This window comes from Amycolatopsis sp. NPDC059657 (assembly GCF_042734395.1).
In the GTDB taxonomy this organism is placed as follows: Bacteria; Actinomycetota; Actinomycetes; order Mycobacteriales; family Pseudonocardiaceae; genus Amycolatopsis.
The window spans coordinates 1-22,659 of the sequence record NZ_JBHWEB010000141.1 but is presented as its reverse complement, the minus strand read 5'-3'; the positions used below and the strand labels follow the sequence as shown (position 1 = coordinate 22,659).

22 protein-coding genes are annotated in these 22,659 nt (G+C 68.8%); 13 read left to right on the top strand and 9 right to left on the bottom strand.

The window, feature by feature from the left end:
* Positions 1-235 precede the first annotated feature (235 nt).
* Positions 236-676 (bottom strand): Lrp/AsnC family transcriptional regulator, encoded by a 441-nt coding sequence (locus tag ACFV15_RS42055; protein WP_378358292.1) that lies wholly within the window; start codon positions 674-676, stop codon positions 236-238.
* Between the two features lie 111 nt (positions 677-787).
* Here ACFV15_RS42055 and ACFV15_RS42050 point away from each other — a divergent pair, with 111 nt between their 5' ends.
* The 5 genes from ACFV15_RS42050 (at position 788) to ACFV15_RS42030 (ending at position 6,768) form a co-directional block, all read left to right on the top strand.
* On the top strand, positions 788-1,225 hold the full coding sequence (locus ACFV15_RS42050; protein ID WP_378358290.1) for a rhodanese-like domain-containing protein: 438 nt from the start codon (positions 788-790) through the stop codon (positions 1,223-1,225).
* Between the two features lie 19 nt (positions 1,226-1,244).
* A complete protein-coding gene (locus tag ACFV15_RS42045; protein ID WP_378358288.1) occupies positions 1,245-2,000 on the top strand; it encodes a type 1 glutamine amidotransferase in 756 nt (251 codons plus the stop codon).
* Between the two features lie 92 nt (positions 2,001-2,092).
* Positions 2,093-3,214, top strand: coding sequence for an anion permease (locus tag ACFV15_RS42040; protein WP_378358286.1), 1,122 nt, complete (start codon positions 2,093-2,095; stop codon positions 3,212-3,214).
* Positions 3,215-3,249: 35 nt separating this feature from the next.
* Complete coding sequence (locus ACFV15_RS42035; RefSeq protein ID WP_378358284.1) at positions 3,250-6,225, top strand: bifunctional [glutamine synthetase] adenylyltransferase/[glutamine synthetase]-adenylyl-L-tyrosine phosphorylase; 2,976 nt, start codon at positions 3,250-3,252, stop codon at positions 6,223-6,225.
* A 108-nt stretch (positions 6,226-6,333) separates the two neighbouring features.
* Positions 6,334-6,768: an acyl-CoA thioesterase gene (locus tag ACFV15_RS42030; protein ID WP_378358282.1), complete on the top strand. Its 435-nt coding sequence runs from the start codon at positions 6,334-6,336 to the stop codon at positions 6,766-6,768.
* On the opposite strand, the gene ACFV15_RS42025 is transcribed toward ACFV15_RS42030, so the two are convergent.
* The 3 genes from ACFV15_RS42025 to glnA form a co-directional block, all read right to left on the bottom strand.
* Positions 6,769-7,080: an EthD family reductase gene (locus tag ACFV15_RS42025; protein ID WP_378358281.1), complete on the bottom strand. Its 312-nt coding sequence runs from the start codon at positions 7,078-7,080 to the stop codon at positions 6,769-6,771.
* Positions 7,081-7,237: 157 nt separating this feature from the next.
* Positions 7,238-7,663 carry a hypothetical protein gene (locus ACFV15_RS42020; RefSeq protein WP_378358279.1) on the bottom strand — a complete coding sequence of 142 codons (426 nt, stop codon included), beginning with the start codon at positions 7,661-7,663 and terminating at the stop codon, positions 7,238-7,240.
* Positions 7,664-7,922: 259 nt separating this feature from the next.
* Positions 7,923-9,347: a type I glutamate--ammonia ligase gene (glnA, locus tag ACFV15_RS42015; RefSeq protein WP_378358277.1), complete on the bottom strand. Its 1,425-nt coding sequence runs from the start codon at positions 9,345-9,347 to the stop codon at positions 7,923-7,925.
* Between the two features lie 173 nt (positions 9,348-9,520).
* Here glnA and ACFV15_RS42010 point away from each other — a divergent pair, with 173 nt between their 5' ends.
* Complete coding sequence (locus ACFV15_RS42010; protein ID WP_378358275.1) at positions 9,521-10,006, top strand: RDD family protein; 486 nt, start codon at positions 9,521-9,523, stop codon at positions 10,004-10,006.
* A 207-nt stretch (positions 10,007-10,213) separates the two neighbouring features.
* Here the strand turns inward: ACFV15_RS42010 and ACFV15_RS42005 are convergent, their stop codons facing one another.
* On the bottom strand, positions 10,214-10,942 hold the full coding sequence (locus tag ACFV15_RS42005; RefSeq protein ID WP_378358273.1) for a DUF4191 domain-containing protein: 729 nt from the start codon (positions 10,940-10,942) through the stop codon (positions 10,214-10,216).
* A 130-nt stretch (positions 10,943-11,072) separates the two neighbouring features.
* Here ACFV15_RS42005 and ACFV15_RS42000 point away from each other — a divergent pair, with 130 nt between their 5' ends.
* The 5 genes from ACFV15_RS42000 to ACFV15_RS41980 all read left to right on the top strand — a co-directional run bounded on the left by ACFV15_RS42000 (position 11,073) and on the right by ACFV15_RS41980 (position 15,424).
* Positions 11,073-13,169 carry an ATP-dependent DNA helicase UvrD2 gene (locus tag ACFV15_RS42000; protein WP_378358272.1) on the top strand — a complete coding sequence of 699 codons (2,097 nt, stop codon included), beginning with the start codon at positions 11,073-11,075 and terminating at the stop codon, positions 13,167-13,169.
* Between the two features lie 204 nt (positions 13,170-13,373).
* Positions 13,374-13,646, top strand: coding sequence for a hypothetical protein (locus tag ACFV15_RS41995; RefSeq protein ID WP_378358270.1), 273 nt, complete (start codon positions 13,374-13,376; stop codon positions 13,644-13,646).
* A gap of 151 nt (positions 13,647-13,797) precedes the next feature.
* On the top strand, positions 13,798-14,178 hold the full coding sequence (locus tag ACFV15_RS41990; protein WP_378358269.1) for a WhiB family transcriptional regulator: 381 nt from the start codon (positions 13,798-13,800) through the stop codon (positions 14,176-14,178).
* Positions 14,175-14,441, top strand: a complete 267-nt coding sequence (locus ACFV15_RS41985; protein WP_378358267.1) for a hypothetical protein — start codon at positions 14,175-14,177, stop codon at positions 14,439-14,441. Before ACFV15_RS41990 ends, ACFV15_RS41985 begins: the two co-directional genes overlap by 4 nt.
* 110 nt (positions 14,442-14,551) lie before the next feature.
* Positions 14,552-15,424 (top strand): class I SAM-dependent methyltransferase, encoded by an 873-nt coding sequence (locus tag ACFV15_RS41980; RefSeq protein WP_378358265.1) that lies wholly within the window; start codon positions 14,552-14,554, stop codon positions 15,422-15,424.
* Positions 15,425-15,616: 192 nt separating this feature from the next.
* Here ACFV15_RS41980 and ACFV15_RS41975 read toward each other — a convergent pair whose 3' ends face one another.
* From ACFV15_RS41975 to ACFV15_RS41965, 3 genes are all read right to left on the bottom strand, one after another.
* Positions 15,617-16,576, bottom strand: a complete 960-nt coding sequence (locus ACFV15_RS41975; protein ID WP_378358263.1) for a hypothetical protein — start codon at positions 16,574-16,576, stop codon at positions 15,617-15,619.
* A 143-nt stretch (positions 16,577-16,719) separates the two neighbouring features.
* Positions 16,720-18,021 (bottom strand): ABC1 kinase family protein, encoded by a 1,302-nt coding sequence (locus ACFV15_RS41970; protein WP_378358296.1) that lies wholly within the window; start codon positions 18,019-18,021, stop codon positions 16,720-16,722.
* A gap of 90 nt (positions 18,022-18,111) precedes the next feature.
* Entirely contained in the window at positions 18,112-19,104 is a 993-nt protein-coding gene (locus ACFV15_RS41965; RefSeq protein WP_378358261.1) for a ThiF family adenylyltransferase, read from the bottom strand.
* 155 nt (positions 19,105-19,259) lie between these two features.
* Between ACFV15_RS41965 and ACFV15_RS41960 the strand changes: the two genes are divergently transcribed.
* The gene (locus ACFV15_RS41960) at positions 19,260-19,841 is read left to right on the top strand and encodes a M48 family metallopeptidase (RefSeq protein ID WP_378358294.1); all 582 of its coding nucleotides are present in this window, start codon (positions 19,260-19,262) and stop codon (positions 19,839-19,841) included.
* 158 nt (positions 19,842-19,999) lie between these two features.
* Here ACFV15_RS41960 and ACFV15_RS41955 read toward each other — a convergent pair whose 3' ends face one another.
* On the bottom strand, positions 20,000-21,373 hold the full coding sequence (locus ACFV15_RS41955; protein WP_378358259.1) for a zinc-dependent metalloprotease: 1,374 nt from the start codon (positions 21,371-21,373) through the stop codon (positions 20,000-20,002).
* A 102-nt stretch (positions 21,374-21,475) separates the two neighbouring features.
* On the opposite strand from ACFV15_RS41955, the gene ACFV15_RS41950 reads away from it, so the two are divergent.
* Entirely contained in the window at positions 21,476-22,588 is a 1,113-nt protein-coding gene (locus ACFV15_RS41950; protein ID WP_378358258.1) for a PDZ domain-containing protein, read from the top strand.
* Positions 22,589-22,659: the final 71 nt, after the last annotated feature.

Sequence of the window (22,659 nt, the reverse complement as noted above, 5' to 3'; positions counted from 1 at the left end):
CCCGTGCACGCGAACTTGCTCCCCGGGCACGCGAACCTGCCCGTCCCGCACACCTGTTCGCCGCTTCCGCGCGACACGCCGGCCACCGACCCCGCGCGTGTCGTCCATCCACGCGCACGCGTCGTCCATCCATGAACGCGCGTCGTCCAGTCAGCGACAAGTCCTAGCCGCGCGTGGAGACGGAGTGCATGGGTGTGGGACACCGCGAAAGGCTCGTGTTTACACCCGGGCGCGGTCAGGGGTGGGTTATCGGGCGTTGGCGGACGGGGGAGGAGAAGACCAGGGAGGTCGTGGTCTCGCCGTAGCGTTGGGTGCGCTCGACGAAGGACTCCAGGTCCGCGGTCGTGGCGCAGGCGACTCGGAGCAGCCAGCATTCGTCGCCGGTTATGTGGTCGGCGCTGACCACCTCCTTCAGCGGGAGGATGGTTTCGCGGAAGCGTGGGGTGTCGAGGCTGCGGACTCGGGCTCGGATGATGGCCTCGATGGGGAGGCCGAGTTTGGCGACGTTGACCGAGGCCGCGTAGCCGGTGATGATGCCGCGGTCCTCCAACCGTCGCACGCGCTCGGTCACGGCCGGGGCGGAGAGCGAAACCCTGCGGCCCAGTTCGCTGAAGGTCAGGCGGCCGTCGGACTGGAGTAGCTCCAGGAGCTGCCAGTCGATGTCGTCGAGGTCCACCTTGAAACTCCTGCCCTCGGCGGCGATCTGCCTGGGAATTCTCGATCTTTGGCTACCTGGAGCTGGGGAAAGCCATGTCGGACTCACCTTCGCCGTCGGCAGGATTGTGTCATGACCTTCGCATCCAGAGTGCTCGCTCAGCCGGCTCCCAGTCCGGAAGCGTCCGTGGCCCGGTACTCCGCCGAACTCGCTTTCGAAGTGGATCCGGATGACCTTCATCGTGATCTCGTCGCCGGTACGCAAGAGGGCTATGTGGTCGTCGAGACGCGGGCGCCGGAAGTGTTCGACTCCGCACGGATACCTGGGGCGATCAACCTGCCGTACCGCGAGATGACCGCGGAGAGCACCGCTGAGCTGGACCGTTCGCTCGTTTACGTGTGCTACTGCGAGAGCTTTCAATGCAATGCCGCCACCAAGGGCGCGCTTAAGCTCGCTGAGCTCGGATTCAGCGTGAAACGGCTCGCTGGGGGTATCAAGGCTTGGCTCGAGGCGGGATATCCGACGGAGTCGACGCCGTTCGCGGTGGCGGGGCCTGTCTGTGGGTGCTGAGGTCCGTATCGTGGACTAGGTGAGTACCCCGAAGTTGCTGATCATCCAGCCGGACCTGTCCGATCCCGCCGGGCCGTTGGGTACCTGGCTGCGCGAGGCCGGTGCCGAGCTCGACGTCAGGCTGCCGCCTCGGCACGAGATCCCTGAAAGCCTTGATGGTTATGACGGTGTCGTCTGCCTTGGTGGCGGCATGGGTGCGCAGGATGACGCGAAACACCCGTGGCTCGCGCAGGTGCGGCGGCTGCTGGCGGCCGCGGCCGGGGCTTCGATGCCGACGTTGGGGATCTGTCTCGGGGCGCAGTTGCTGACCGTCGCCACCGGCGGGCGGGTCGCTAAGGGGGCGGCGGGGCCGGAGATCGGGCCAGGGCTGGTCGCGAAGAAGGATGTCGCGTGGATGGATCCGTTGTTCGCCGACCTGCCGATGGTGCAGGACGTCGTGCAGTTCCACACCGACGTGATCGAGCAGCTGCCGCCGGGTGCTGAACTGCTCGGCTCCGCCCCTCGATATCAGCATCAGGCATTCAGGCTGAATCGGCGCGTATACGGCATCCAGTTCCATATCGAGACCACGCCTGCCGTGCTCAAGGCCTGGGCGGACGCTGAACCTGACTTGGCCGCGTACGCCCGTCCGGGTGTTTTCGAACCTGAGGCGCTCACTCGCTTGCACGAGGACATCGCCGAAACCTGGCGGCCTTTCGCGGAGAGGTTCGTCCGCTTGGCGGATGGTGAGCTGGAGCCGGCGCAAGACAAGAGCCGGATGTTACCGCTCGCGTAACGACGTGTGTCACAAAACAGTACGGCGTCTTAACGTTTAGTACTCCCATTCCGGTACCTTGCGAAGGATTCCCACAGGGTTCGGAGGTCGGGGTGGACCCCTCGCTGCTCGTCGCCGTCGTGATCATCACGGCGCTGGTTTTCGATTTCACCAACGGCTTCCACGACACGGCGAACGCGATGGCGACATCGATCGCGACCGGCGCGCTGCGGCCAAGAGTCGCGGTCGCGCTGTCGGCCGTGCTGAACCTCGCGGGCGCGCTGATCTCGGTCGAGGTCGCGAAGACGATCTCGAGCGGGCTGGTCGACGAGACCAGGATCGGTCCGGCGATCGTGTTCGGCGGGCTGATCGGCGCGATCGTCTGGAATCTGTTCACCTGGTTCGTGGGGTTGCCGTCGAGTTCGTCGCACGCGCTGTTCGGCGGCTTGATCGGGGCGACCTGGGCCGCTGTCGGCGGGGACGCTGTCCACTTCGGAAAGATCGTCCAGAAGGTGCTGCTGCCCGCCGTGCTCTCACCGGTGATCGCGGGCGCGGCGGCGATGCTGGTGACCTGGCTCGTCTACAAGTTCGTGCGCGGGCGGAGCGGGGGAACCGGGTTCCGGACGGGGCAGATCATCTCGGCGTCGCTCGTGTCGTTCGCGCATGGGACCAACGACGCGCAGAAGACGATGGGCGTGATCACGCTCGCCCTGATCAGCGCCGGCAGCCTCGCGCCCGGCTCGGGGCCGCCGGGCTGGGTGGTGCTGGCCGCGGCGCTCGCGCTCGCGCTGGGCACCTACCTCGGCGGGTGGCGGATCACGTTCACGCTGGGCAAGGGCCTGACCGACATCGAGGGTCCGCAGGGTTTCGCCGCGCAGACCAGCTCGGCCGCGGTCATCCTCATCTCGTCGAAGCTGGGCTTCCCGCTGTCGACGACGCACGTCTGCTCCGGCGGGATCGTCGGGTCCGGGGTCGGCCGCAACGAAGCGCCGGTCCGCTGGAAGACCGCGGGCCGCATGGTCTTGGCGTGGCTGTTCACACTGCCCGCCGCGGCCATCGTCGGCGCGGTCGCCGGGAAGATCGCCTCGTGGGGCACCGCAGGAACGCTCGCGGTCGGCGGAGCCGGGATCGCGTTCGGGATCTCGATTTACGCCCTTTCGCGTCGTAAGCCGGTCAATGTCAACGATTTCGTGGTGCCGGACCCCGCCCCTGAGCGCGAGCAGCTCGCCGCCTGAGGCGGGAAACGGGCCACACCGACTACGGTGGGCTCGTGGCAGATCGTGCGCGACTGACCGCCTCCGCGGCGAGATACGGCTTCACCGACGAACGTGCCGAAGGGCAGCTCCGAGCTGCCGGCTGGTGGGGTGCGTCTGGGCCGGTCGAAGGCGCCGTCGACGTGCTCACCGCGCTCGCGCGGGCGGCCGATCCCGATCTCGCGTTGCGCGGGCTCGACCGGATCAGGGAAGCCGACGAGGCAGGGTGGGCCGAACTCGCCGAGGCACTGCGCGCGCATCGCACCTTCCGGGGCAGGCTCGTCGCGGTGCTGGGGACCTCCAGCGCGCTGGCCGACTACCTCGCGAGTCACCCCGCCGAGTGGAAACGGCTGACGCCCGAGAAGCCGACCCGTCCCGAGGACTACGCGGGCAAGCTGCTGGCCGCGCTCGACGCGGGCGACGGGACCGTGCTCGTGCGGGCTGAAGCCGAGCTGGCGCTGCGCGTCGGCTATCGCGGATTGCTGCTGGAGATCGCGGCCGCCGACCTCGGGCACCTGGTCGAGCCGGGGCTCGCGCATCCGTCGTACGCGGAGATCGCCGCTCAGCTCAGCGTCGCCGCGGAGGCCGCGCTCAAGGCCGGGATGGCGGTGGCCGAGCAGGAGGTCCGGCGGGCGGACGAGGCCAAGCTGGCCGTGATCGCGATGGGCAAATGCGGCGGGCGCGAGCTCAACTACGTCAGCGATGTCGACGTGATCTTCGTCGGGGACGGCGATCTGCAGGTCGCGACGCGGCTGGCGAGCACGATGATGCGCGTCGCGGGCAATGCCTGCTTCGAGGTCGACGCCGCGCTGCGCCCGGAGGGCAAGGCTGGCGCGCTCGTGCGGACGCTCGACGGGCATGATGCCTACTACAAGAAATGGGCCAAGACCTGGGAATTCCAGGCGCTGCTCAAGGCGCGGGCGGTGGCGGGCGACGCCGAGCTCGGGCAGCAGTACGTCGACCTGGTCGCGCCGATGGTGTGGGCGGCGGCCGACCGGGAGAACTTCGTGCCCGAGGTGCAGCAGATGCGGCGCCGGGTCGAAGGTCACGTGCCGAGCGAACATGCCGAACGTGAGCTGAAACTGGGCCGCGGCGGGCTGCGGGATGTCGAGTTCGCCGTCCAGCTGCTCCAGCTCGTGCACGGCCGGGTGGACCCTGAGCTGCACTCGGCATCCACTTTGGACGCGCTGGCCGCGCTGGGCGACGGTGGTTACGTCGGCAGGTCGGACGCGGCCGAACTCGAGGCGTCGTATGAGTTCTTGCGGACGATCGAGCACCGGCTGCAGCTGCGGCGGATGCGGCGCACCCACTTGTTCCCCGAGAGCTCCGACCGGACCGAGTTGCGGATTCTGGCCAGGGCGACGGGAATCGCGCCCGCGCGTGGCAAGGACGCGGGCGAGGTGCTGCTCGCCGAGTTCCGCAGGCATATCCAGCGCATTCGCAGGCTGCACGAAAAACTGTTCTACCGCCCGCTTCTGCAGTCCGTCGCGAACGTGCCGACCGAAGAACTGCGCTTGACGACCAAGCAGGCCGAAAGCCGGTTGGCCGCGCTCGGGTACACCGCGCCGGACGGCGCGCTTCAGCACATCAAGGCACTGACCGCGGGGGTTTCGCGGCGCGCGGCGATCCAGCAGGCGTTGCTGCCGGTGCTTTTGGCCCTTTTCGCCGACACGTCGGACCCAGACGGTGGTTTGCTCTCATATCGCAAAGTGTCCGAGGCGCTCGAAGAGACTCCTTGGTACCTCAGGGTTCTTCGCGACGAGGGCGCTGTCGTCGAACGGCTCGCGTTCCTGCTCGGCACGTCGAAGCTGGTGCCGGATCTGCTCGTGCGCGCGCCGGAAGTGCTGCAGTTGCTCGGCGATCCGGCGCGGTTGTCCGGCCGGACGCCACGGGAGGTGGCGACCTCGCTGCGCGCGGCCGTGCGGCGCCAGCCTGGGCTCAACTCGGCCGTCGCGACCGCGCGGTCGCTCAGGCGGCACGAGCTGCTGCGCGTCGCGAGCGCGGATCTGCTGGGAATGCTCGACGTGCCGTCGGTGTGTGACGCGTTGTCGACCGTGTGGGCGTCGGTGCTGCAGAGCACGCTGGCCGCCGCGTATCGCAAGCGCCAGACCGAAATCGGCGCCACGCCGGCGACGATCGCGGTGATCGGGATGGGCAGGCTCGGCGGCGCGGAACTCGGCTACGGATCCGACGCCGACGTGCTTTTCGTTTGTGAGGCCACTGAAGGCTTCTCAGACTCCGAGGCCGCGCGCTTCGCGTCGTCGGTCGTGGAGACCGTTCGCAAGCTGCTCGGTGCGCCCAGTCCCGATCCGCCGCTCGTGGTCGACGCGGATCTGCGTCCGGAGGGGCGAAACGGGCCACTCGTGCGCACTTTGGAGTCCTACCGCGCGTATTACGAGCGCTGGGGCGAGGTCTGGGAAGCGCAGGCGTTGCTGCGGGCGCGGTATCTCGCGGGCACCGACGATCTCGGCGAGCGGTTCCTCGCGATGATCGATCCGATCCGCTATCCCGAAGGCGGGCTCGACGCCGCGAAGGCGCGTGAGGTGCGCCGGATCAAGGTGCGGGTCGAGACCGAGCGGATGCCGAAGGGCGCGGATCCGACCCGGCACACGAAACTCGGCCGCGGCGGGCTCGCCGATGTCGAATGGACGGTCCAGCTCATGCAGCTCCAGCACGCGCACGCCGTGCCGGGGTTGCGCACGACTTCGACGCTCGACGCGCTGACGGCGATGGCCGACGCCGGGCTCGCGGAGGAGGCGGACACCGAGTCGTTGCGTGAGGCCTGGCTGCTGGCCACGCATGTGCGCAACGCCGGGATGCTCGTGCGCGGCAAGGCTGTCGACCAGGTGCCGAGTTCGGGACGTGAGCTGGCCGCGGTCGCGCGCATCCTCGGCTATTCGGCCGACGACGACCCTGGCGAGTTCCTCGACTACTACCGCCGGACGACGCGCCGCGCGCATGCCGTGGTCGGCAGGCTCTTCTACGAGGACTGAACGGTCCTCCGACTCCCGAGGGGGGAGGAGGAGCCGGAGGACCGGCTCTAGTGTTAGCACGTTCCGCCTGCCATGTATACAGATGCATACGCAATTAGAGTGGGGAACGTGAGCGAGCGCGAAGTCTTCCGGACCAGGGTGAAAGTCCGCCACTACGAGCTGGACACCCTCGGCCACCTGAACCATGCCGTCTACCACTCGTACGGCGAGATCTCCCGGCTCGAGCTGATGGAGCTCGCCGGCGCGCTCAAGGGCGGGATGCACGAGGCGAAACTCGCCGCGGTGCTGCTCGAATCGCACATCAGCTTCCGCAGGGAACTGCGCGCGGGCGACGTCGTCGACATCACCTGCGACGCGAAGTTCGGCAGCGGCAAGACGTTCCGGATGGACTCGAACATCTACAAGGCCGACGGCACGCTCTGCGCGGAGATCACCTGCACGCTCGGCCTGATGGACCTCGACCGCCGGAAGCTGGTCGAGGATCCACGAGGCAGGCTCGCCGCCGCCGGTGTCGACGTGGCGCTGCTGTCCACGTCGGAGTGATCACTCGGGGCGCGTGGTCACCGGGTAGTTGAGCGAGATGCTGCCGCCGGTCGCGTAGTTCGGCACGTCGGCGATCGCGGCGGCGCCTTCCGGCGAGGTGACCGCCGCGATGAAGGCGGCCTTGTCGGCGAAGTCGGCCTCGAAGATCGCGAAGTACGGCGACTCGCCGCGCCCGGCGCTGACGTCGAAGCTGTAGCGCCAATCCAGGATCCCCGGCATCTTCGCGGCCAGCGGGATGTGGGTGTTCAGGTAGTACTCGCGGAAGTGCTCGGGATCGAGCGGTGCGGGGTACAGGACGATCATCTTGTGCATGCCGCCCACGTTATCGGCTGGAGCGGGTGCGGGGGAAAGACAAAACGGGGCCGCGGCCGAGGTGTTCCCCCGACCACGGCCCCGAGTACTCGGTGCCCGAAGAATTTCCTCAAGGGACCACTGATCAGTACCTCGGTGGCTATGCCATTCGAGGCTGCTACTGGTTCGGGAGGTTGGCCCGTCGGGTGCTGCCGTCCGAGGCGCTCGCCGGAACGTGCCGTACGTCGGTCTGTACCTTCGAAGCGAACTCCGTGGAGGTGTGGATGACGCGGCTGTTCCAAATCCGCACATCCTGGTCCGTCCGCCACCAGTAGTCGTAGCTGGCGCCGTCCACCTGCAGGCCGAACCATGTCTTGCAGCCGTTTTTGGGGACCTTCGCGGTTTTGGATTCAGTCCAGGTGCCGTTCTGGTTGTACCCGCTGATCCTGACGTTGATATCGCTGTGGGCAGGGTCAGTGTCGGCGTAGTAGTTGCAGACCTGGATTTTCACGGCACTCGCGGCGTAAGCAGCTGCCGGCGTGAGGACGCTTGCGGCGACAAGGCCGAGCGCGACGGTTGCCGCCTTGTATTTGAGGTGAGACACGCTGTGATCACCATTTCCTCGATTGTGGATGGAAATCTGTGTGCACCGTATTTATGCGGGCGACAACCATCCAGATTTCCGTCTTCGAACTCGAAAATCGAGGAGAAGATTCCGCGTTCACGCGCGGCCGCGAGCTCGGGTCTTTGCACAAACGGCCGGTCCCGCGCAGGAGGCGGAACCGGCCGTTTCGCTATGACGGCCTGCAGACGGCCTGGGTGGCCGAAAACAGGTGTTTTACCAGGTCAGGCCCGGTTTGATATCACACGTCGTAGTAGAGCGCGAACTCGTACGGGTGCGGGCGCAGGCGCAGCGGGTCGATCTCGTTCTCACGCTTGTACGAGATCCACGTCTCGATCACGTCGGGGGTGAAGACGCCACCCTCGAGCAGGTAGTCGTGGTCCGCCTCGAGCGTGTCGAGCACCGTGCCGAGGTCGCCCGGAACGAGCTTGACGTTCTTGGCCTCCTCGGGCGGGAGCTCGTAGAGGTCCTTGTCGATGGGGTCCGGCGGCTCGATCTTGTTCTTGATGCCGTCGAGACCGGCCATCATCATCGCCGAGAACGCCAGGTACGGGTTGCCCGACGAGTCGGGGCAGCGGAACTCGGCGCGCTTGGCCTTCGGGTTGTTGCCCGTGATGGGGATACGGACACAGGCCGAGCGGTTGCGCTGCGAGTACACCAGGCTGACCGGCGCCTCGAAGCCCGGCACGAGCCGGTGGTACGAGTTGACGGTCGGGTTGGTGAACGCGAGCAGGCTCGGGGCGTGCTTGAGCAGGCCGCCGATGTAGTGGCGCGCGGTGTCCGACAGGCCGGCGTAACCGGACTCGTCGTGGAACAGCGGCACGCCGTCCTTCCACAGCGACTGGTGGCAGTGCATGCCCGAGCCGTTGTCGCCCGCGAGCGGCTTCGGCATGAAGGTCGCGGTCTTGCCTGCCGCGAAGACGGTGTTCTTGACGATGTACTTGAACATCATCAGGTCGTCCGCGGCGTGCAGCAGCGTGTTGAACTTGTAGTTGATCTCGGTCTGACCGGCGGTGCCCACCTCGTGGTGCGCGCGCTCGATCTCGAAACCGGAGCCCTGCAGGTTGCGGACGATGTCGTCGCGCAGGTCGGCGAAGTGGTCGACCGGCGGGACGGGGAAGTAGCCACCCTTGAACTTCGTCTTGTAACCCTGGTTGCCACCGACCTCGTCGGCGCCGGAGTTCCACCAGCCCTCGACGGAGTCGATCTCGTGGAACGAGGCGTGCTCGGCGGAGTCGAAGCGGATCGAGTCGAAGATGTAGAACTCGGCTTCGGGGCCGAAGTACACGTTGTCGGCGACGCCGTACTCGGAGATGTACTGCTCGGCCTTGCGCGCGATGTTGCGCGGGTCGCGGCTGTACGCCTCACGGGTGAACGGGTCGTGCACGAAGAAGTTGACCGACAGCGTCTTCGCCTTGCGGAACGGGTCGATCCGAGCCGTCGCGGCGTCGGGCAGCAGCAGCATGTCCGACTCGTGGATCGACTGGAAACCACGCACCGAGGAGCCGTCGAACGCGAGGCCTTCTTCGGCCGCCTCTTCGGTGAAGGCACTCGCGGGGACCGTGAAGTGCTGCATCACGCCGGGCAGGTCGCAGAACCTGACATCGACGACCTCGACGTTTTCGTCGCGGATCAGCCGCTGAATATCGTCTGGAGTAGTGGGCACCCTCGGTGACTCCTTCTTCTTCGTTGCCGGCGGCAGTACTCTCTTCGGCGCACGCTAAGCGCGCGGTGTTGCCCGACCGTCACCCGTATGTTTCGCCGGTGTTAACGGGTGGGGCGGTACCGGGTAGTCGACCAGCGCGAATGCCCTTCGCGCCAGCGGCATACCCTGGATGGGTGGCGAGATGGACCGGTGAGTGGCTGCCAGGACCCGGCGACGGTATCGGAACCGATCCGGAGCGTGAGCAGCGGTGGCGTGGGCAGGGCTTCGGCCTGCCCGAAAACGGGGTCGGCTCGGTCGGGAGCGGCGGTGCGAGACTCGTCGGCTTCCTGCTCGATCTGGCGATCGCGGGGCTTGTGACCTCGTTGTTCATGCCGATCGAGCTGCAGAACCCCGCGGTGATGCAGTCGTACAACCTGTGGGCGGGTCTCGTCTGGGCGGTGCTGTCCGCCGTCCCGGTCTCGTTCTTCGGGTTCACCCCCGGCATGGCGGCGGTGGGGGTACGAGTCGCCCGCCTCGACGGGGCGTCGATGGTCGGTATCTGGCGTGCGGTGGTGCGCGCCGTGCTGTCCTTCTTGATCCTTCCAGCGGCCATTCGGAACATCGATGGGCGCAGCTGGGCCGATCGGGTGACGGGGACCGTGGTCATTCGCATGCGCTGAGGCCCGCGGACGCGGTCGGCGGGCGTACACGGATGGACGCCACGCGTACACGGATGGACGCCACGCGTACACGGATGGACGGCACGCGTACCTGGGGGGTCGGCACGCGTACCCGGAGAGTCGGGACGGTGGGCCGGACATGACGAAAAGCCCCGTTCGGAACGGTCAGCGTTCCGAACGGGGCTTTCGTGTCAGCGGAGTGTGTGCCTAGCGGCGGCGGATGGTGCGCTGGACGTTGCGCATCTTGGCGCCGGCGGGCATCGGGCCCTTGGGCATGGCCGCGCCGCGGTTGCCGAGCGCGGCGAGCTTGGCCTCGAGCGCGTCGACCTGGGCGGGCTTGAGGTTGCGGGGCAGCTTCATCAGGTAGTTCTGAAGCTTGCGCAGCGGGATCTGGCCCTCTTCGGAGCCGATGGTGATGTCGTAGATCGGGGTCTCGCCGACCAGGCGGGCGACGCGCTTCTTCTCCTGCGCGAGCAGGGCCTTCACGCGGTGCGGGGCACCTTCGGCGACGAGGACGACGCCGGGGCCGCCGAGCGCGCGGTGCACCGCGTCGAGCTGGGTGGTGGCGGCGACCGTGGGGGTGACCTTCCAGCGGCCGCGCAGGTTCTCGAGCGCCCACGCCGCGGCGCCTGGCTGGCCGTCCGCCTTCGCGTAGACCGTCTTCTGGACGCGGCGGCCGAAGATGATCACGGCCGCGAGCAGGCCGAGCATGATGCCGACCGGGAGCAGCGCCCACTGGATGTCGAAGATCAGGCCGATGCCGAAGGCCGCGCCGGCGATGACCAGGACGGAGCCGAGCATCCAGGGGATGAGCGCCTTGTCTTCCTTGCGCTGCATCTTGAACGCCTCGAAGATCTGCCCGCGCCGAGCCTTGCTCGCCGCGCGCTTCTCCTTCTTGGCCAGCTTGACCGCTTCTTTATCCTGCTTTCCCGCCATCATTCCAGGATACGGCGTCGTGTCGGCCTCCTCGCGCGGCACCCAGGCGGCGTAGTGCCGGCGAGGAGGTGAAAACCGGGAGCGGGGTGGCTACCTCGGTGCGAGTGGTCCTTCTGCGAGGATCGGGGGCATGGCTAGCGGCGCGTCATCTTCCCTGCTGCGCCGTCCGGGTCTGCTGGACGGCCTCGATCCCGAGCAGCGCGCGGCGGCCAGTGCGCCACGCGGGCCGGTCTGCGTGCTCGCGGGCGCGGGCACCGGCAAGACCCGCACGATCACGCACCGCATCGCCTATCTCGTCGGCTCGGGGCACGTCGCCGCCGGTCAGGTGCTCGCGGTGACGTACACCGCGCGGGCCGCCGGTGAGATGCGGGCGCGGCTGCGCACGCTCGGCGTAGAGTCGGCGCAGGCGCTGACCTTCCACGCCGCCGCGCTGCGCCAGCTGCGGTACTTCTGGCCGAGGGTGGTCGGCGGGCGCCGGTGGGACCTGCTCGACAACAAGTTCCGGTACGTGGGCCAGGCGGCCAACCGCGCCAAGCTCAGCACCGAGACCGAAGTGCTGCGGGACCTCGCCGGTGAGATCGAGTGGGCGAAGGCCAGCCTCGTCACGCCGGACGACTACCCGGCGATCGCCGCGCGCACCCAGCGCGACACCCCGGCGCCGGTGCTGCAGGTCGCGGACGTCTACCGGCACTACGAGGAGATCAAGAACTCCGCGCAGGTGCTCGACTTCGACGACCTGCTGCTGCACACCACGGCCGCGCTGGAGGAGCACGGCGCCGTCGCCGACGAGTTCCGCGACCGGTACCGCTGCTTCATCGTCGACGAGTACCAGGACGTCACCCCGCTGCAGCAGCGGCTGCTCGATGCCTGGCTGGGCGAGCGCGACGACCTGACCGTCGTCGGCGACGCCAACCAGACCATCTATTCCTACAACGGCGCCTCGCCGCGCCCGCTGCTCGAGTTCACACGCCGCTTCCCGTCGGCGACCGTCGTCAGGCTCGAACGGGACTACCGGTCGACGCCGCAGGTCGTCACGCTCGCCAACCAGGTCATCGGCGCGTCGCGCGGCAGGCCCGCCGGTTCGCGGCTGAAGCTGATCGGCCAGCGCCCGCCGGGTCCCGAGCCACGCTTCGCCGAGTACGACGACGAGGCGACCGAAGCCGCCGCCGTCGCGAGCCGGATCCGGGATCTGCTCGACGCGGGCGTCGCCGCCAGCGAGATCGCCGTGCTGTACCGGGTGAACGCCCAGTCCGAGGGCTACGAGCAGGCGCTGAGCGCGGTCGACATCCCGTATCTCGTGCGTGGTGGCGAGCGGTTCTTCGCGCGCAAGGAGATCCGGCAGGCCGTGATCTCGCTGCGGTCGGCCGTCGGGCGGGAGCCCGATGGCGATCTGGTGACCATCGTCCGCGCGGTGCTCGCGCCGATCGGGCTCACCGAGCAGCCGCCGAGCGGCGGGGCGGCGAAGGAGCGCTGGGACGCGCTGCTCGCGCTCGTCGAGCTCGCCGAGGAGCTCGCGGCCAGCGTCGAGGACGCGGATCTGCAGCGCTATGTCACCGACCTCGACCAGCGCGCCGCGGCGCAGCATCCGCCGACGGTCGAAGGCGTCACGCTCGCCTCGCTGCACGCGGCCAAGGGCCTTGAGTGGGACGCGGTGTTCCTCGTCGGGCTCGCCGAGGGCACGGTCCCGATCCAGCACGCCGACGGAGACGACGCCGCCATCGAAGAGGAACGGCGGCTGTTCTATGTGGGCGTCACGCGCGCCCGCGAGCACCTTTCGCTGACTTGGGCGCTCTCGCGCACGCCGGGCGGACGGCGCAACCGCCGACGCAGCCGGTTCCTGTACGGGCTGATCCCCGAAGATCACCCGGCGGCTCGGGTCGCTCGCTCGCAGCAGCAGAGCGCGGGCAAGCCGGTGGCCGCCAAGGCGCGATGCCGGGTGTGCGGCGGGCCGCTGATGGAGACGATGGAGATCAAGCTCAGCCGCTGCGGCAGGTGCCCGTCCAATGTGGACGAAGCGCTGCTCGAGCGGCTGCGGACCTGGCGGGCCGAGCGTTCGCGTGATCTCAAGGTGCCCGCGTTCGTCGTGTTCACGGACGCGACGCTGGTGGCCATCGCGGAGCAGCGGCCGACCGACGACAGCGCGCTGGTGTCGATCTCCGGCATCGGCGCGTCGAAGCTCGAGCGGTTCGGTGCCGAAGTACTCGAAGTCGTCCGCGCGGCCGGGTAGGATAAACCGCGTCTCGGGGGACTTTCACGCGGCGAACCCGCTGCTCAGCGGTGATCTTCGTGAGTTCAGAGATTTTCTGGAAAATAAGTTGCCGTCGTGTGCTCGGTGGCAATAACCTGCTGTTACACGGGTGAACCGCCCGGGTGCGAGAGTCGCAGGCCGCCAACGCGGCAGGCGCGGGAGATTTGAGGAGGTGTCAGCTCGATGAGGATCACCAAAGCCATCACGAACCCTGGCATCGCTCTGTCCTGCGCCGCTTCCGCTCTGACGATCGAAGCGACCCAGACCGCCGTGCGCCGGGGTACCGGTATGCGCTGGTTCGAGGCCATCGGACGCGAGGGTGTCTTTGGGGGCACCGGTATCAAGCTCGCGCCCGTCAGCGCTCCGGTTTCGCGCCACACCTATGTCTTGAACACCGTTGATCTGCCGACGATCAAGCAGTTCCGCGTTCCGTCACCACCGGGGCGACGTACCTGACGTAAGTCAGGACAAGGCTCACGAAGGCCGCGGAACCGATCATCGGATCCGCGGCCTTCGTGTTTTTTGTGCTGTACCAGCTATGGGGGCTTTACCTATGACCGGCTCAAGCAAGAGTCAGAACACCGTTAACCCACAAAGGAGCTCAACCATGTCCACTGCCGTTTTCACGCCGGGCGCACTGCCCGACGTCTTCACCGAGGCGGGGGTCGGCGACTTGTTCGACGTCTTCGACTCGCCCGAATACACCCTCCCCTGCCGTTCCGGCGACGCCGACCTCTGGTTCGCCGAGGCCCCGTCCGAGCTGGAGCGCGCCAAGGGCTTCTGCGGTGACTGCCCGGTCCGCGCGGCTTGCCTCGCGGGTGCGGTCGCCCGGCGTGAGCCGTGGGGCGTCTGGGGTGGCGAGATCTTCGAGCGCGGCGTTGTCGTCGCTCGGAAGCGTCCCCGTGGCCGTCCGCGCAAGACCCCGGTCGTCGCGGGTAGCGACGCGCAGACCGGTACCGCGCAGACCGCACGGAGCGCGGCCGCATGACCGCCATGCCCGTTACCACCAGGGATTACGAACTGCGGCGCACGCCCGAAAGCGTCGTGCCGAGCGAATTGAACGAGATCAAGGTCAAGGAGACCAGCGAGATGTTATTGCATGAAGAACTGGCCAAAGCGCGAATACAAGAGCTGGAAGAGAGCTTCCGTGAGGCTCGGGTACGCGGGAGTATCCGATCCGCGCGCGCGGCTCGCCGGTGGGGCAAGCTCGCCCAGTGGGCGAGCGAACGCGCTCACCGTCACCAGCACTGAGTGAAACGGCAAGGCCCCGGAGGGTGCGAGTCTCTCCGGGGCCCAAGCCGTGTCTTGCCGTTTCGGCAAATAGAAATGGCGGTCTGCCCGGCCTGCGGTTCAATGAATCCATGGCTGCGAAAACACATGACGATGTCGACTGGACGTCCCGGCTTCCGCTGATGCGCCGGGCCGACCAACTGGATGCCGAGACGCATGCCGGGGTGGCGGCCAGGCTCACCGCCGGGTTGCGGCCCGCGCCGACCGTGGTCGACGTCGGCTGTGGATCCGGCGGGATGAGCGCGAGCTTCGCCGCCGCGCTCGCGGCGACCGGCGGCGGCACGGTCGTCCTCGTCGACGGCACTGAGGCGCTGCTCGCCGAGGCCGAATCCGTCGCGACGCGCGCCGGCGGCGGATCCGTGCAGGTCAAAGCCGTGCATGCCAATCTCGGCGAGCAGGACCTGCGTGCACTGGTGCCCGAGGCCGACCTGGTCTGGGCGTCTGCGGTCGTACATCATCTGCCCGATCAGCAGGCCGGGATCAACCGGCTGGTCACCGCGCTGCGCACGGGCGGCACGCTCGCGCTCGCCGAGGGCGGCCTGCCGACCCAGCACCTGCCCGCGGATCTCGGGGTCGGCGAACCCGGTCTCGAACGGCGGCTGCTCGCGGCCAAGGAGATCTGGTTCTGGGAGATGCGCGGCGGCATGGAAGGCAGTGTCCGCATGCCGTACGGCTGGGAGACCGCGCTCGGCAAGGCGGGCTTGGCCGACGTCAGCTCGTTCGGCGTGCTCTATCACCACCCGGCGCCTGGCGGCGAAGCCGTGCGCGCCGCCGCCATCGACGCGATCACCTGGCTGGCACAGGGCGCGGAGGAACGGCTGAGCGCGTCCGACAATGCCGCTCTCGCGCAATTGCTCGACCCGGAAAGCGCGCATTATCTCGGTGCCCGCGACGACCTTTCGCTGCTCGCCGCGCGGACCGTCCACTTTGGTCGAATGCCGTGAGCGACGCCGACGTGGTCACGTGTTCTCGTTGTGGTACAAGGAAAACCGCCACCGAGGATCCACTGCGGGCATTGGCCTGGGTCGCCGATCGCGACTCCGGAACGCTCCGCTGGCTCTGTCCTGACTGCGCACGTGACCACGTCCGCGATATCGAAGGAAAACTCCCTTCCGAGTATTGGTGAATGGATTTCTTTACGCCGCTTCGTCCGCGCGCAGGCGCCGTAGCCCCTGCACTTTCGGGCGGTCACGCGCCGCCGCGGTGGCGTACGCGCGGACCAGTTCCCTGACGATGGTCTCCGGGGTTTCGGCCACCTGCTCGTAGGTGGACCGGACCACCGTGACGCCCGCCGCGAGCAGGTTCAGGTGCGCGAGATGACCATCCGGCCGGACGCCCGGCGCGCCGGGCGTCACCATCCACGCGAGCCCGACCTGGTCCCACCAGGCGTCGGCGAGCGCGATCGGCTTGCCACGCGCGTCGCAGACCGTGACGTCCCAGCTCGCCGGCGGCAGCGGTGACGAGCGGAGCAGCCGCCTGGCCAGTCCGCTGAGGTACGTGCCGGCCGACAGGTCCAGGGTCCGCAGCGCCGACCGGATGCCGGAGGTGCCGCGCTGGTTGCCCGTCTCGAGCTCGGCCCGCAGCTCGTCCACCGTGCACAGGCCCCAGTAGAGACACTGGCTGACCAGCCGGTTGATCGGCTCCTGCTCGTACTCGCGGCGCGTGGCGTCGACGATCGCGCGGGTGATCGGCGCGTACGGCAGCCCGTCGACGAACACCGGCTCCGGCAGGTGGGTGGTGCGGTGCATGATCGTCAGCTCGTCCGGCAGCACCCGCCTGTTCGGCCGAACGAGCAGCTGGGTGCTGAGCGGCTGCGCCAGGTCGGCGCCGTGCGCGCGGAGCGCGTCGACGCCGGTGATGACGCAGTCGGGGCCGAACCTCGCCATCAGCGCCCGTAGCCGCTGTCTTCGGGTCGGTTCGCCGTTGCTGAGCAGCACGACGCCCGGCAGCAGGCGCCGCCATGGCCCGCCGGGACGGCACCGCACCGTGATCCGGCTCGTCGAGACACCGGCGGCTTGGAGCCGCTTGACGGTCACCACGCCTTCGGTCGCGAGATGGCTGAGTGATTCGCTTCTGGTGTGCTGGAGTTTGGTCATGAACCGAGCGTGCCCGCTCGGCCAACCGGGTGGAACCGGGTCGCCGAAGTTGTGGACAACTCGGGCCCGCGAACGGTCCTCCCGCGTCGTTTTCCGCCCTGCTGTGGATAACTGAAATCACGCAGTGGCGAAATGTGGTAACGCTAGGCGGCGAATCCCGGCTGCCAGCGCTCGACGATCGCCCGCGCCGGGATCTCGGCGTCGAGCTGGCAGAGGATGCCCGTCGAGCCCGCGGTCACCCGGTGGATCATCAGGTACTCGGGCGGCAGGTTGAGCGAGCGGCTGGTCTGGAAGTCGCGGCCCCTGGTGTCGCCGACGCGGCCGGCCTGCTTCTGCAGCCAGCGCCGGGTGAAGTGGAACGTCTCCGACGCCAGCGGCTCGGTGAACGGCGCCAGGTAGGCGAGCACGTCCTCGGCGCTCAGTTCCGTGCCGGGGCGGATGAAACCCCAGTCACGCAGCAGCTGCATCAGCTCGGTCGACCGGCCTTCGAGCGCCAGGCGCGTCATCTCGCCGAAGTGGCTGGGGATGCCGTCCGGCAGGCGCGCGACGCCGCCGAAGTCCATCACGCACAGACGGCCGTCTTCGGTGAGCATGAAGTTGCCAGGATGCGGGTCCGAATGCAGCAGGTGTGCGCGCTGCGGCGACGAGTAGTGGAATTCGGTGAGCAGCCTGCCCACCTCGTTGCGGGTTTCGGTGTCACCGCTGGCGATGATCTTCGCGAGCGGGGTGCCGGTGACCCATTCGCTGACCACGACCTTCGGCGCGCTCGCCACGACGCGCGGGATCAGCACCTCGGGGTCGTCCGCGTAGACCTTCGCGAACGCGCGCTGGTTGTCGGCCTCGGCCAGGTAGTCGAGCTCCTCGTTCATCCGCGCGGCGAGCTCGGCCAGCAGCGGCTTGACCTCGGTGCCGGGCACGAACGCCTGGAACACCCTGCTGAACCGCTGCAGCTGGCGCAGGTCACTGCGCAGCGCCTCGTCGGCGCCGGGGTACTGCACCTTGACCGCGACCTCGCGGCCGTCGTGCCAGATCCCGCGGTGCACCTGGCCGATGCTGGCCGCGGCGGCGGGCTCGTCGTTGAACTCGGCGAACCGGCTCGTCCACGACCGGCCGAGCTGCTCGGCGAGCACGCGGTGCGTCTGCCTGGCAGGCATCGGCGGCGCGCCGGACTGCAGCTTCGTCAGCGCCTCGCGATAGGGCGCGGCCATCTCGTCGGGGACCGCGGCCTCGAAGACGCTCAGCGCCTGGCCGAACTTCATCGCGCCGCCCTTGAGCGAGCCGAGCACCTCGAACACCTGCTCGGCGGCCTTGGCGGACAGCGTCGCGCTGACCTCCTCCGCGCTCTGGCCGGTCAGCCGCCGCCCCCAGCCGCCGACCGCGCGACCCGCGATCCCCAGCGGGATGCTGGCCAGCTTCGCCGTGCGTGCGGCGCCTTTGCGCGGCATCACGGTGTCTTCGGTCGACTCGCGAGATTCGGTCACTCCCCGATTCTGCCTTGCGTCCCGTGTCCCGCGCAGGGATTCGCCGGCCGTCTCTCAGCGAGCGCGGCACTGGCATTTGGCGTGAGGCGGCCACCAGCGGTTCTTCACGGTCCCCGCGTAGGCGTCGAGTTCGAGTGTGGTGTTCCACACCGGCGGCGGCTCGCGGTCGGCGCAGAGCGCGCGCAACGTCTGCGCGGCCGCCAGCGCGGCGCAGGACTGCACGTCGGCCAGGCACGCCTGCAGCGCGCGGCCCGCCAGCTGCCCCGCGATCCTCGGCCAGCTCTGGTCGAGCTCGGTGCGGTGCAGGTCGGCGCAGGTGAGGCAGCTGGTGCGGCCGGGCACGACCAGCGGCCCGACGATGCCGATGCCGTCCCTGATCCGGACCGGCAGATGCGCGGTCTTCGCGGCCATCAGCTCGGCGAGCACCTCCGGCGCGGGCACCACGGCGTCGGTCAGCAGCACCAGGTCGGGTTTGCGGTCGCCGAACAGGCGCGTGGTGGCGATCGTCGGATCGACGCGGTGCACGGCCTCGGCGATGGCCTGGCGCCGCGAGGTGCCCAGGTCGTGCTCGGCGAGCCCGGTGCCGAGGTCGCCGACGCCGACGGTGCCGTCGGCGACCACGTCGATGTGCCCGACGCCCGCGGTCGCGAGCAGTGCCGCGACGGCCGTCGCCAGCCTGCCCTCGCCGCGGACGACCACCGCGCAGTGCCGCCTGCGTGCGCGTTCCCGGTCATCGCGGTGGCCGGCGCGCAACGCCCACAGGCCGGTCTCGCCGCCGCGGTTCTTCGGGTCGGCTTCGCGGAGCAGCCCGCGCCGGTGCAGCCCGGTGAGCAGCTGCTTGAACTCCTCGGTGTGCTCGCCCGCGATTTCGAGCAGGTTCCGCAGGGTGCGGCGGCCGTCGAGCGCTCGCAGCGCCTCGATGACCTCGGGATCGAGCCCGCCGGCGACCACGGCGTGCCGGGGGTCGAGCCCGATCTGGACTTCCGCCGTGCCGCGTTCGAGCACTTGGAGGCCGGGCAGCAGCTGAGGGTGTGACTGATCATCCATGGCACTCAGGGTGACAAATGGTGGCTCACGGTCGGCTCCGCGGAGGGCCGGTTATCCACAGCGAAACTCGCCTGTGGATAACTGAGGGCTGTGACCATTCAGGGATCGGAAGTGTCGGTGACTGGCCTTACCGTTGTTGCGTGGCCGAAGCACGGATGCCCTCCCTGACGACTCGGGACGAGACGAACGCTGAAGAGAAGGTCGAGGTGAGACGCAGTCCGCGACGCAGACGCACGGTCAGCGCCCGCCTCGAAGGCGACACGCTGGTCGTGATGATCCCCGCGCGGATGAGCAAGAAGGAAGAGCGGCACTGGGTCGCCGAGATGGAGCGCAAGCTCAGGCGCACCTCCAGCGAGCCGGTGCTCGCGCCCCCGCCGCCGCGAGTGCGCGGCGGGGCCGACGAGGCACTGATGATCCGGTGCGCGTACCTGTCGTCGAAGTACCTCGACGGCACGGCGAACCCGGTGAGCGTCCGCTGGGTGCCGGAGATGCGCACCCGCTGGGCGTCCTGCACGCCGGTGGACGCGACCATCCGCGTCAGCGACCGGCTGCGGAAGGTGCCGCCGTGGGTGCTGGACTACGTGCTGGTGCACGAGCTGGCCCACCTGCGGGTGGCCAGTCACAGCGCAGGGTTCTGGGCGCTGGTGCGGCGGTACCCGAAGACCGAGCGGGCGATCGGGTTCCTCGAGGGGCTCTCCGCCGCGGCGGGATGGGGGATCGAGATCGAGACGCCGTGACGCGGCGGGCTTTTACTGGGGCTACAAGGATTTCTGGCTGACTTCGCGCGTGGGGGTCGTGAGCGGTATCGCCGGTTAGAACCGGCCGTACCACTCACGACCCGACGCGAAACGGGGCCTGAAGCAGCGGTCGCTTCAGGCCCCGTTTCGCGTGGGAGCTACTTGTCGGGCTTCGGGTCCTCGGGCTTGTCGGTCTCGCCCTGGGCCGCATCTTCGGGCTTGCCGGTCTCGCCCTTGGCCGCGTCCTCGGCGCGCTGGGTCTTCTCCAGCTCGGCGATGGGGTCGAGGTCGGCGTTGTCGCCGGTCTTGCCGAGCTGCTCGGCGAACTCCATCGGGTCGTCGAGGTCTTCGGCGGTCGGCATGAGGTCGCGGTGCGACCAGAGGCCGTCACGCTTCTCGATGCCGTACTGGTCGCCGACGAGCTTCCACAGCGCCGCGGCCGCGCGCATGCGGCGGGGACGGAGTTCGAGGCCGACGAGGGTGGCGAAGGTCTGCTCGGCGGGACCGCCGGTGGCGCGGCGGCGGCGCAGCGTCTCACGCAGCGCGTCCGCGCCGGGGAGGCGGTCGCCGACGGCTTCGGCCACGACGACGTCCACCCAGCCCTCGACGAGCGCGAGCAGGGTTTCGAGCCTGGTCAGCGCGGCCTGCTGCTCGGGGGTGGTCTTGGGCTCGAGCAGGCCGGAGGACATGGCCTCTTCGATGCTCGCCGGGTTGGCCGGGTCGATCTGGCCGACCATCTGCTCCAGCGCCGAGGTGTCGACCGAGATGCCGTTGGCGAACTCTTCGACCGTCGCGAGCAGCCGCTGGCGCAGCCAGGGCACGTGCGCGAACAGGCGCTGGTGCGCGGCCTCGCGGGCCGCGAGGAACACGAGGACCTCGCTGCTGGGCAGCTCCAGTCCCTCGGTGAACTTCTCGATGTTCGCCGGGAGCAACGCCGAGGTCGCGTCCGGGCCGAGCGGGAGGCCGACCTCGGAGGAGGTGAGCACCTCCTGGGCGAGCGCGGCGAGCGCGCCGCCGAGCTGCGAGCCGAACGCCATGCCGCCCATCGAGCCCATCATCGACAGCAACGGGCCCGCGGCCTGCTTGGCCTCTTCGGGCAGCGCCTGCACCCAGGCGCCGGAAACCTGGCGGGCCACCGGGTCGCAGAGCCGCTGCCAAGTCGGCAGGGTCTTCTCCACCCAGTCACGCGCGGACCAGGCGACCGTCTTCGCGGCGCCGGCCGGAAGGATCGTGGCGGCGTCCAGCCAGAGCTCGGCCAGGTGCGCGGCGTCACGGACGGCGGTGCTCGAATCGCCGCCTGCCGACGAGAAGCCGATCTTGCCCTCGCCGCTGCCACTGAGGTTCTGCAACGCGATCTGCTTGGCCAGGTCGTAGTTCACCGGCCCGGTCGAAGTGCCAGCCTGGCTGAGCATCTGGCCCAGCTGGCTGAGCATCTGACCCAGCTGATTGAACGCGTCAGCGGGCGGCTGCCCAGGGTCAGAAGGATCGTTTTCGGGATCGGACGGTCCGAAGCCGAAGGGGGGTTTGCTCATGACACCACCGTACGCGGATAGACCACTGGTTGAGGGCTCCGACCGGTGAGGAGTGCGTGCCCTTCACCGCGAAGCGAACACCGTCACCGTACGCTGTCGACCGTGAGCACGCCCCGCGATGAAACCGCTGTCGAATCGCATCAGCCGCTGCCGTCCGGCCCTCCGCCGCCGCCGGAGCGGGACCACCGGCTGAGCAGGCGCGGCTGGACGCTGGTGATCAGCGCCGTGCTGTTCCTCGTGTTCGCCGCGCTGGGCTTCTTCGCGCCGGTGCCGTTCGTCGCGATCAGCCCTGGCCCGACCTACGACACGCTCGGCAAGGACGAGGCAGGCAAGCCCGTCGTCCAGATCAACGGGCACCAGGAGTTCCCGACGACCGGCGAACTCCGGATGACCACGGTCTCGCTGCGCGACGGCGTCACGCTGTTCAGCGCTCTGGGATTGTGGGCGAGCGGCCGGTACGCGCTGGCGCCGCGCGAGGAGTACTTCAAGCCGGGCGAGACGAACGATCAGGTCAAGCAGGAGAACGTCAAGCAGTTCGAGGACTCGCAGAGCAACGCGGAGGTCGCGGCGCTGCGTCACCTCAAGTACCCGGTGAAGGTGCTGACCAAGGAGGTCGTCGCGGGCAGCCCCGCCGACAAGGTGCTCGCGCCAGGCGACCGGCTGGTGAACGTGAACGGCAAGGACATCGTCGCCGAGGAGGACGTCCGCGCGGCACTCGCCGGCACCAAGCCGGGGCAGACCATCTCGATCACCTTCCAGCACGGCAACGAGCCCCCGAAGACCACCCCGCTGACACTGGGCCAGCGGCCCGACCGTCCGGAGGGATTCATCGGGCTGACCCCGATCGACCGCGCGGACGTGCCGTTCGACGTGAAGATCTCGCTGGAGAACGTCGGCGGGCCGTCGGCGGGTCTGATGTTCGCGCTGGCGATCGTCGACCGGATGGAAACCGGTGACATCGCGGGCGGGCGGCACATCGCGGGCACCGGCGAGATCACCGAAAAGGGCGCGGTCGGGCCGATCGGCGGGATCTCGTTCAAGCTGGTCGGCGCGCGTGAAGCGGGCGCGACCGACTTCCTGGTGCCCGAGCGCAACTGCGCCGAGGCGAAGTCGGCGGTCCCGGAAGGACTCAACCTGATCAAGGTGTCCACCCTGGACAGTGCGCTGACCGCGCTGGCCGACCTGCGGGAAGGCCGCCCCACCCCCAAGTGCTGAGCCCTGGGTCCTGGGAAAAAAATCCCAATGCGGCATTCGTCAGGTTTCAGCCTCCCAATGTGGCGTTGGGA

Bases quoted from the DNA above. Each gene is read 5' to 3' on its own strand.
- ACFV15_RS41955 (WP_378358259.1), bottom strand. From the start codon at position 21,373: ATGAGCAAACCCCCCTTCGGCTTCGGACCGTCCGATCCCGAAAACGAT.
- ACFV15_RS41980 (WP_378358265.1), top strand. From the start codon at position 14,552: ATGGCTGCGAAAACACATGACGATGTCGACTGGACGTCCCGGCTTCCG.
- ACFV15_RS42000 (WP_378358272.1), top strand. From the start codon at position 11,073: ATGGCTAGCGGCGCGTCATCTTCCCTGCTGCGCCGTCCGGGTCTGCTG.
- ACFV15_RS41985 (WP_378358267.1), top strand. From the start codon at position 14,175: ATGACCGCCATGCCCGTTACCACCAGGGATTACGAACTGCGGCGCACG.
- ACFV15_RS41960 (WP_378358294.1), top strand. From the start codon at position 19,260: ATGCCCTCCCTGACGACTCGGGACGAGACGAACGCTGAAGAGAAGGTC.
- ACFV15_RS41995 (WP_378358270.1), top strand. From the start codon at position 13,374: ATGAGGATCACCAAAGCCATCACGAACCCTGGCATCGCTCTGTCCTGC.
- ACFV15_RS41990 (WP_378358269.1), top strand. From the start codon at position 13,798: ATGTCCACTGCCGTTTTCACGCCGGGCGCACTGCCCGACGTCTTCACC.
- ACFV15_RS42050 (WP_378358290.1), top strand. From the start codon at position 788: ATGACCTTCGCATCCAGAGTGCTCGCTCAGCCGGCTCCCAGTCCGGAA.
- ACFV15_RS41975 (WP_378358263.1), bottom strand. From the start codon at position 16,576: ATGACCAAACTCCAGCACACCAGAAGCGAATCACTCAGCCATCTCGCG.
- ACFV15_RS42005 (WP_378358273.1), bottom strand. From the start codon at position 10,942: ATGGCGGGAAAGCAGGATAAAGAAGCGGTCAAGCTGGCCAAGAAGGAG.
- ACFV15_RS42025 (WP_378358281.1), bottom strand. From the start codon at position 7,080: ATGCACAAGATGATCGTCCTGTACCCCGCACCGCTCGATCCCGAGCAC.
- ACFV15_RS41965 (WP_378358261.1), bottom strand. From the start codon at position 19,104: ATGGATGATCAGTCACACCCTCAGCTGCTGCCCGGCCTCCAAGTGCTC.
- ACFV15_RS41970 (WP_378358296.1), bottom strand. From the start codon at position 18,021: ATGCCGCGCAAAGGCGCCGCACGCACGGCGAAGCTGGCCAGCATCCCG.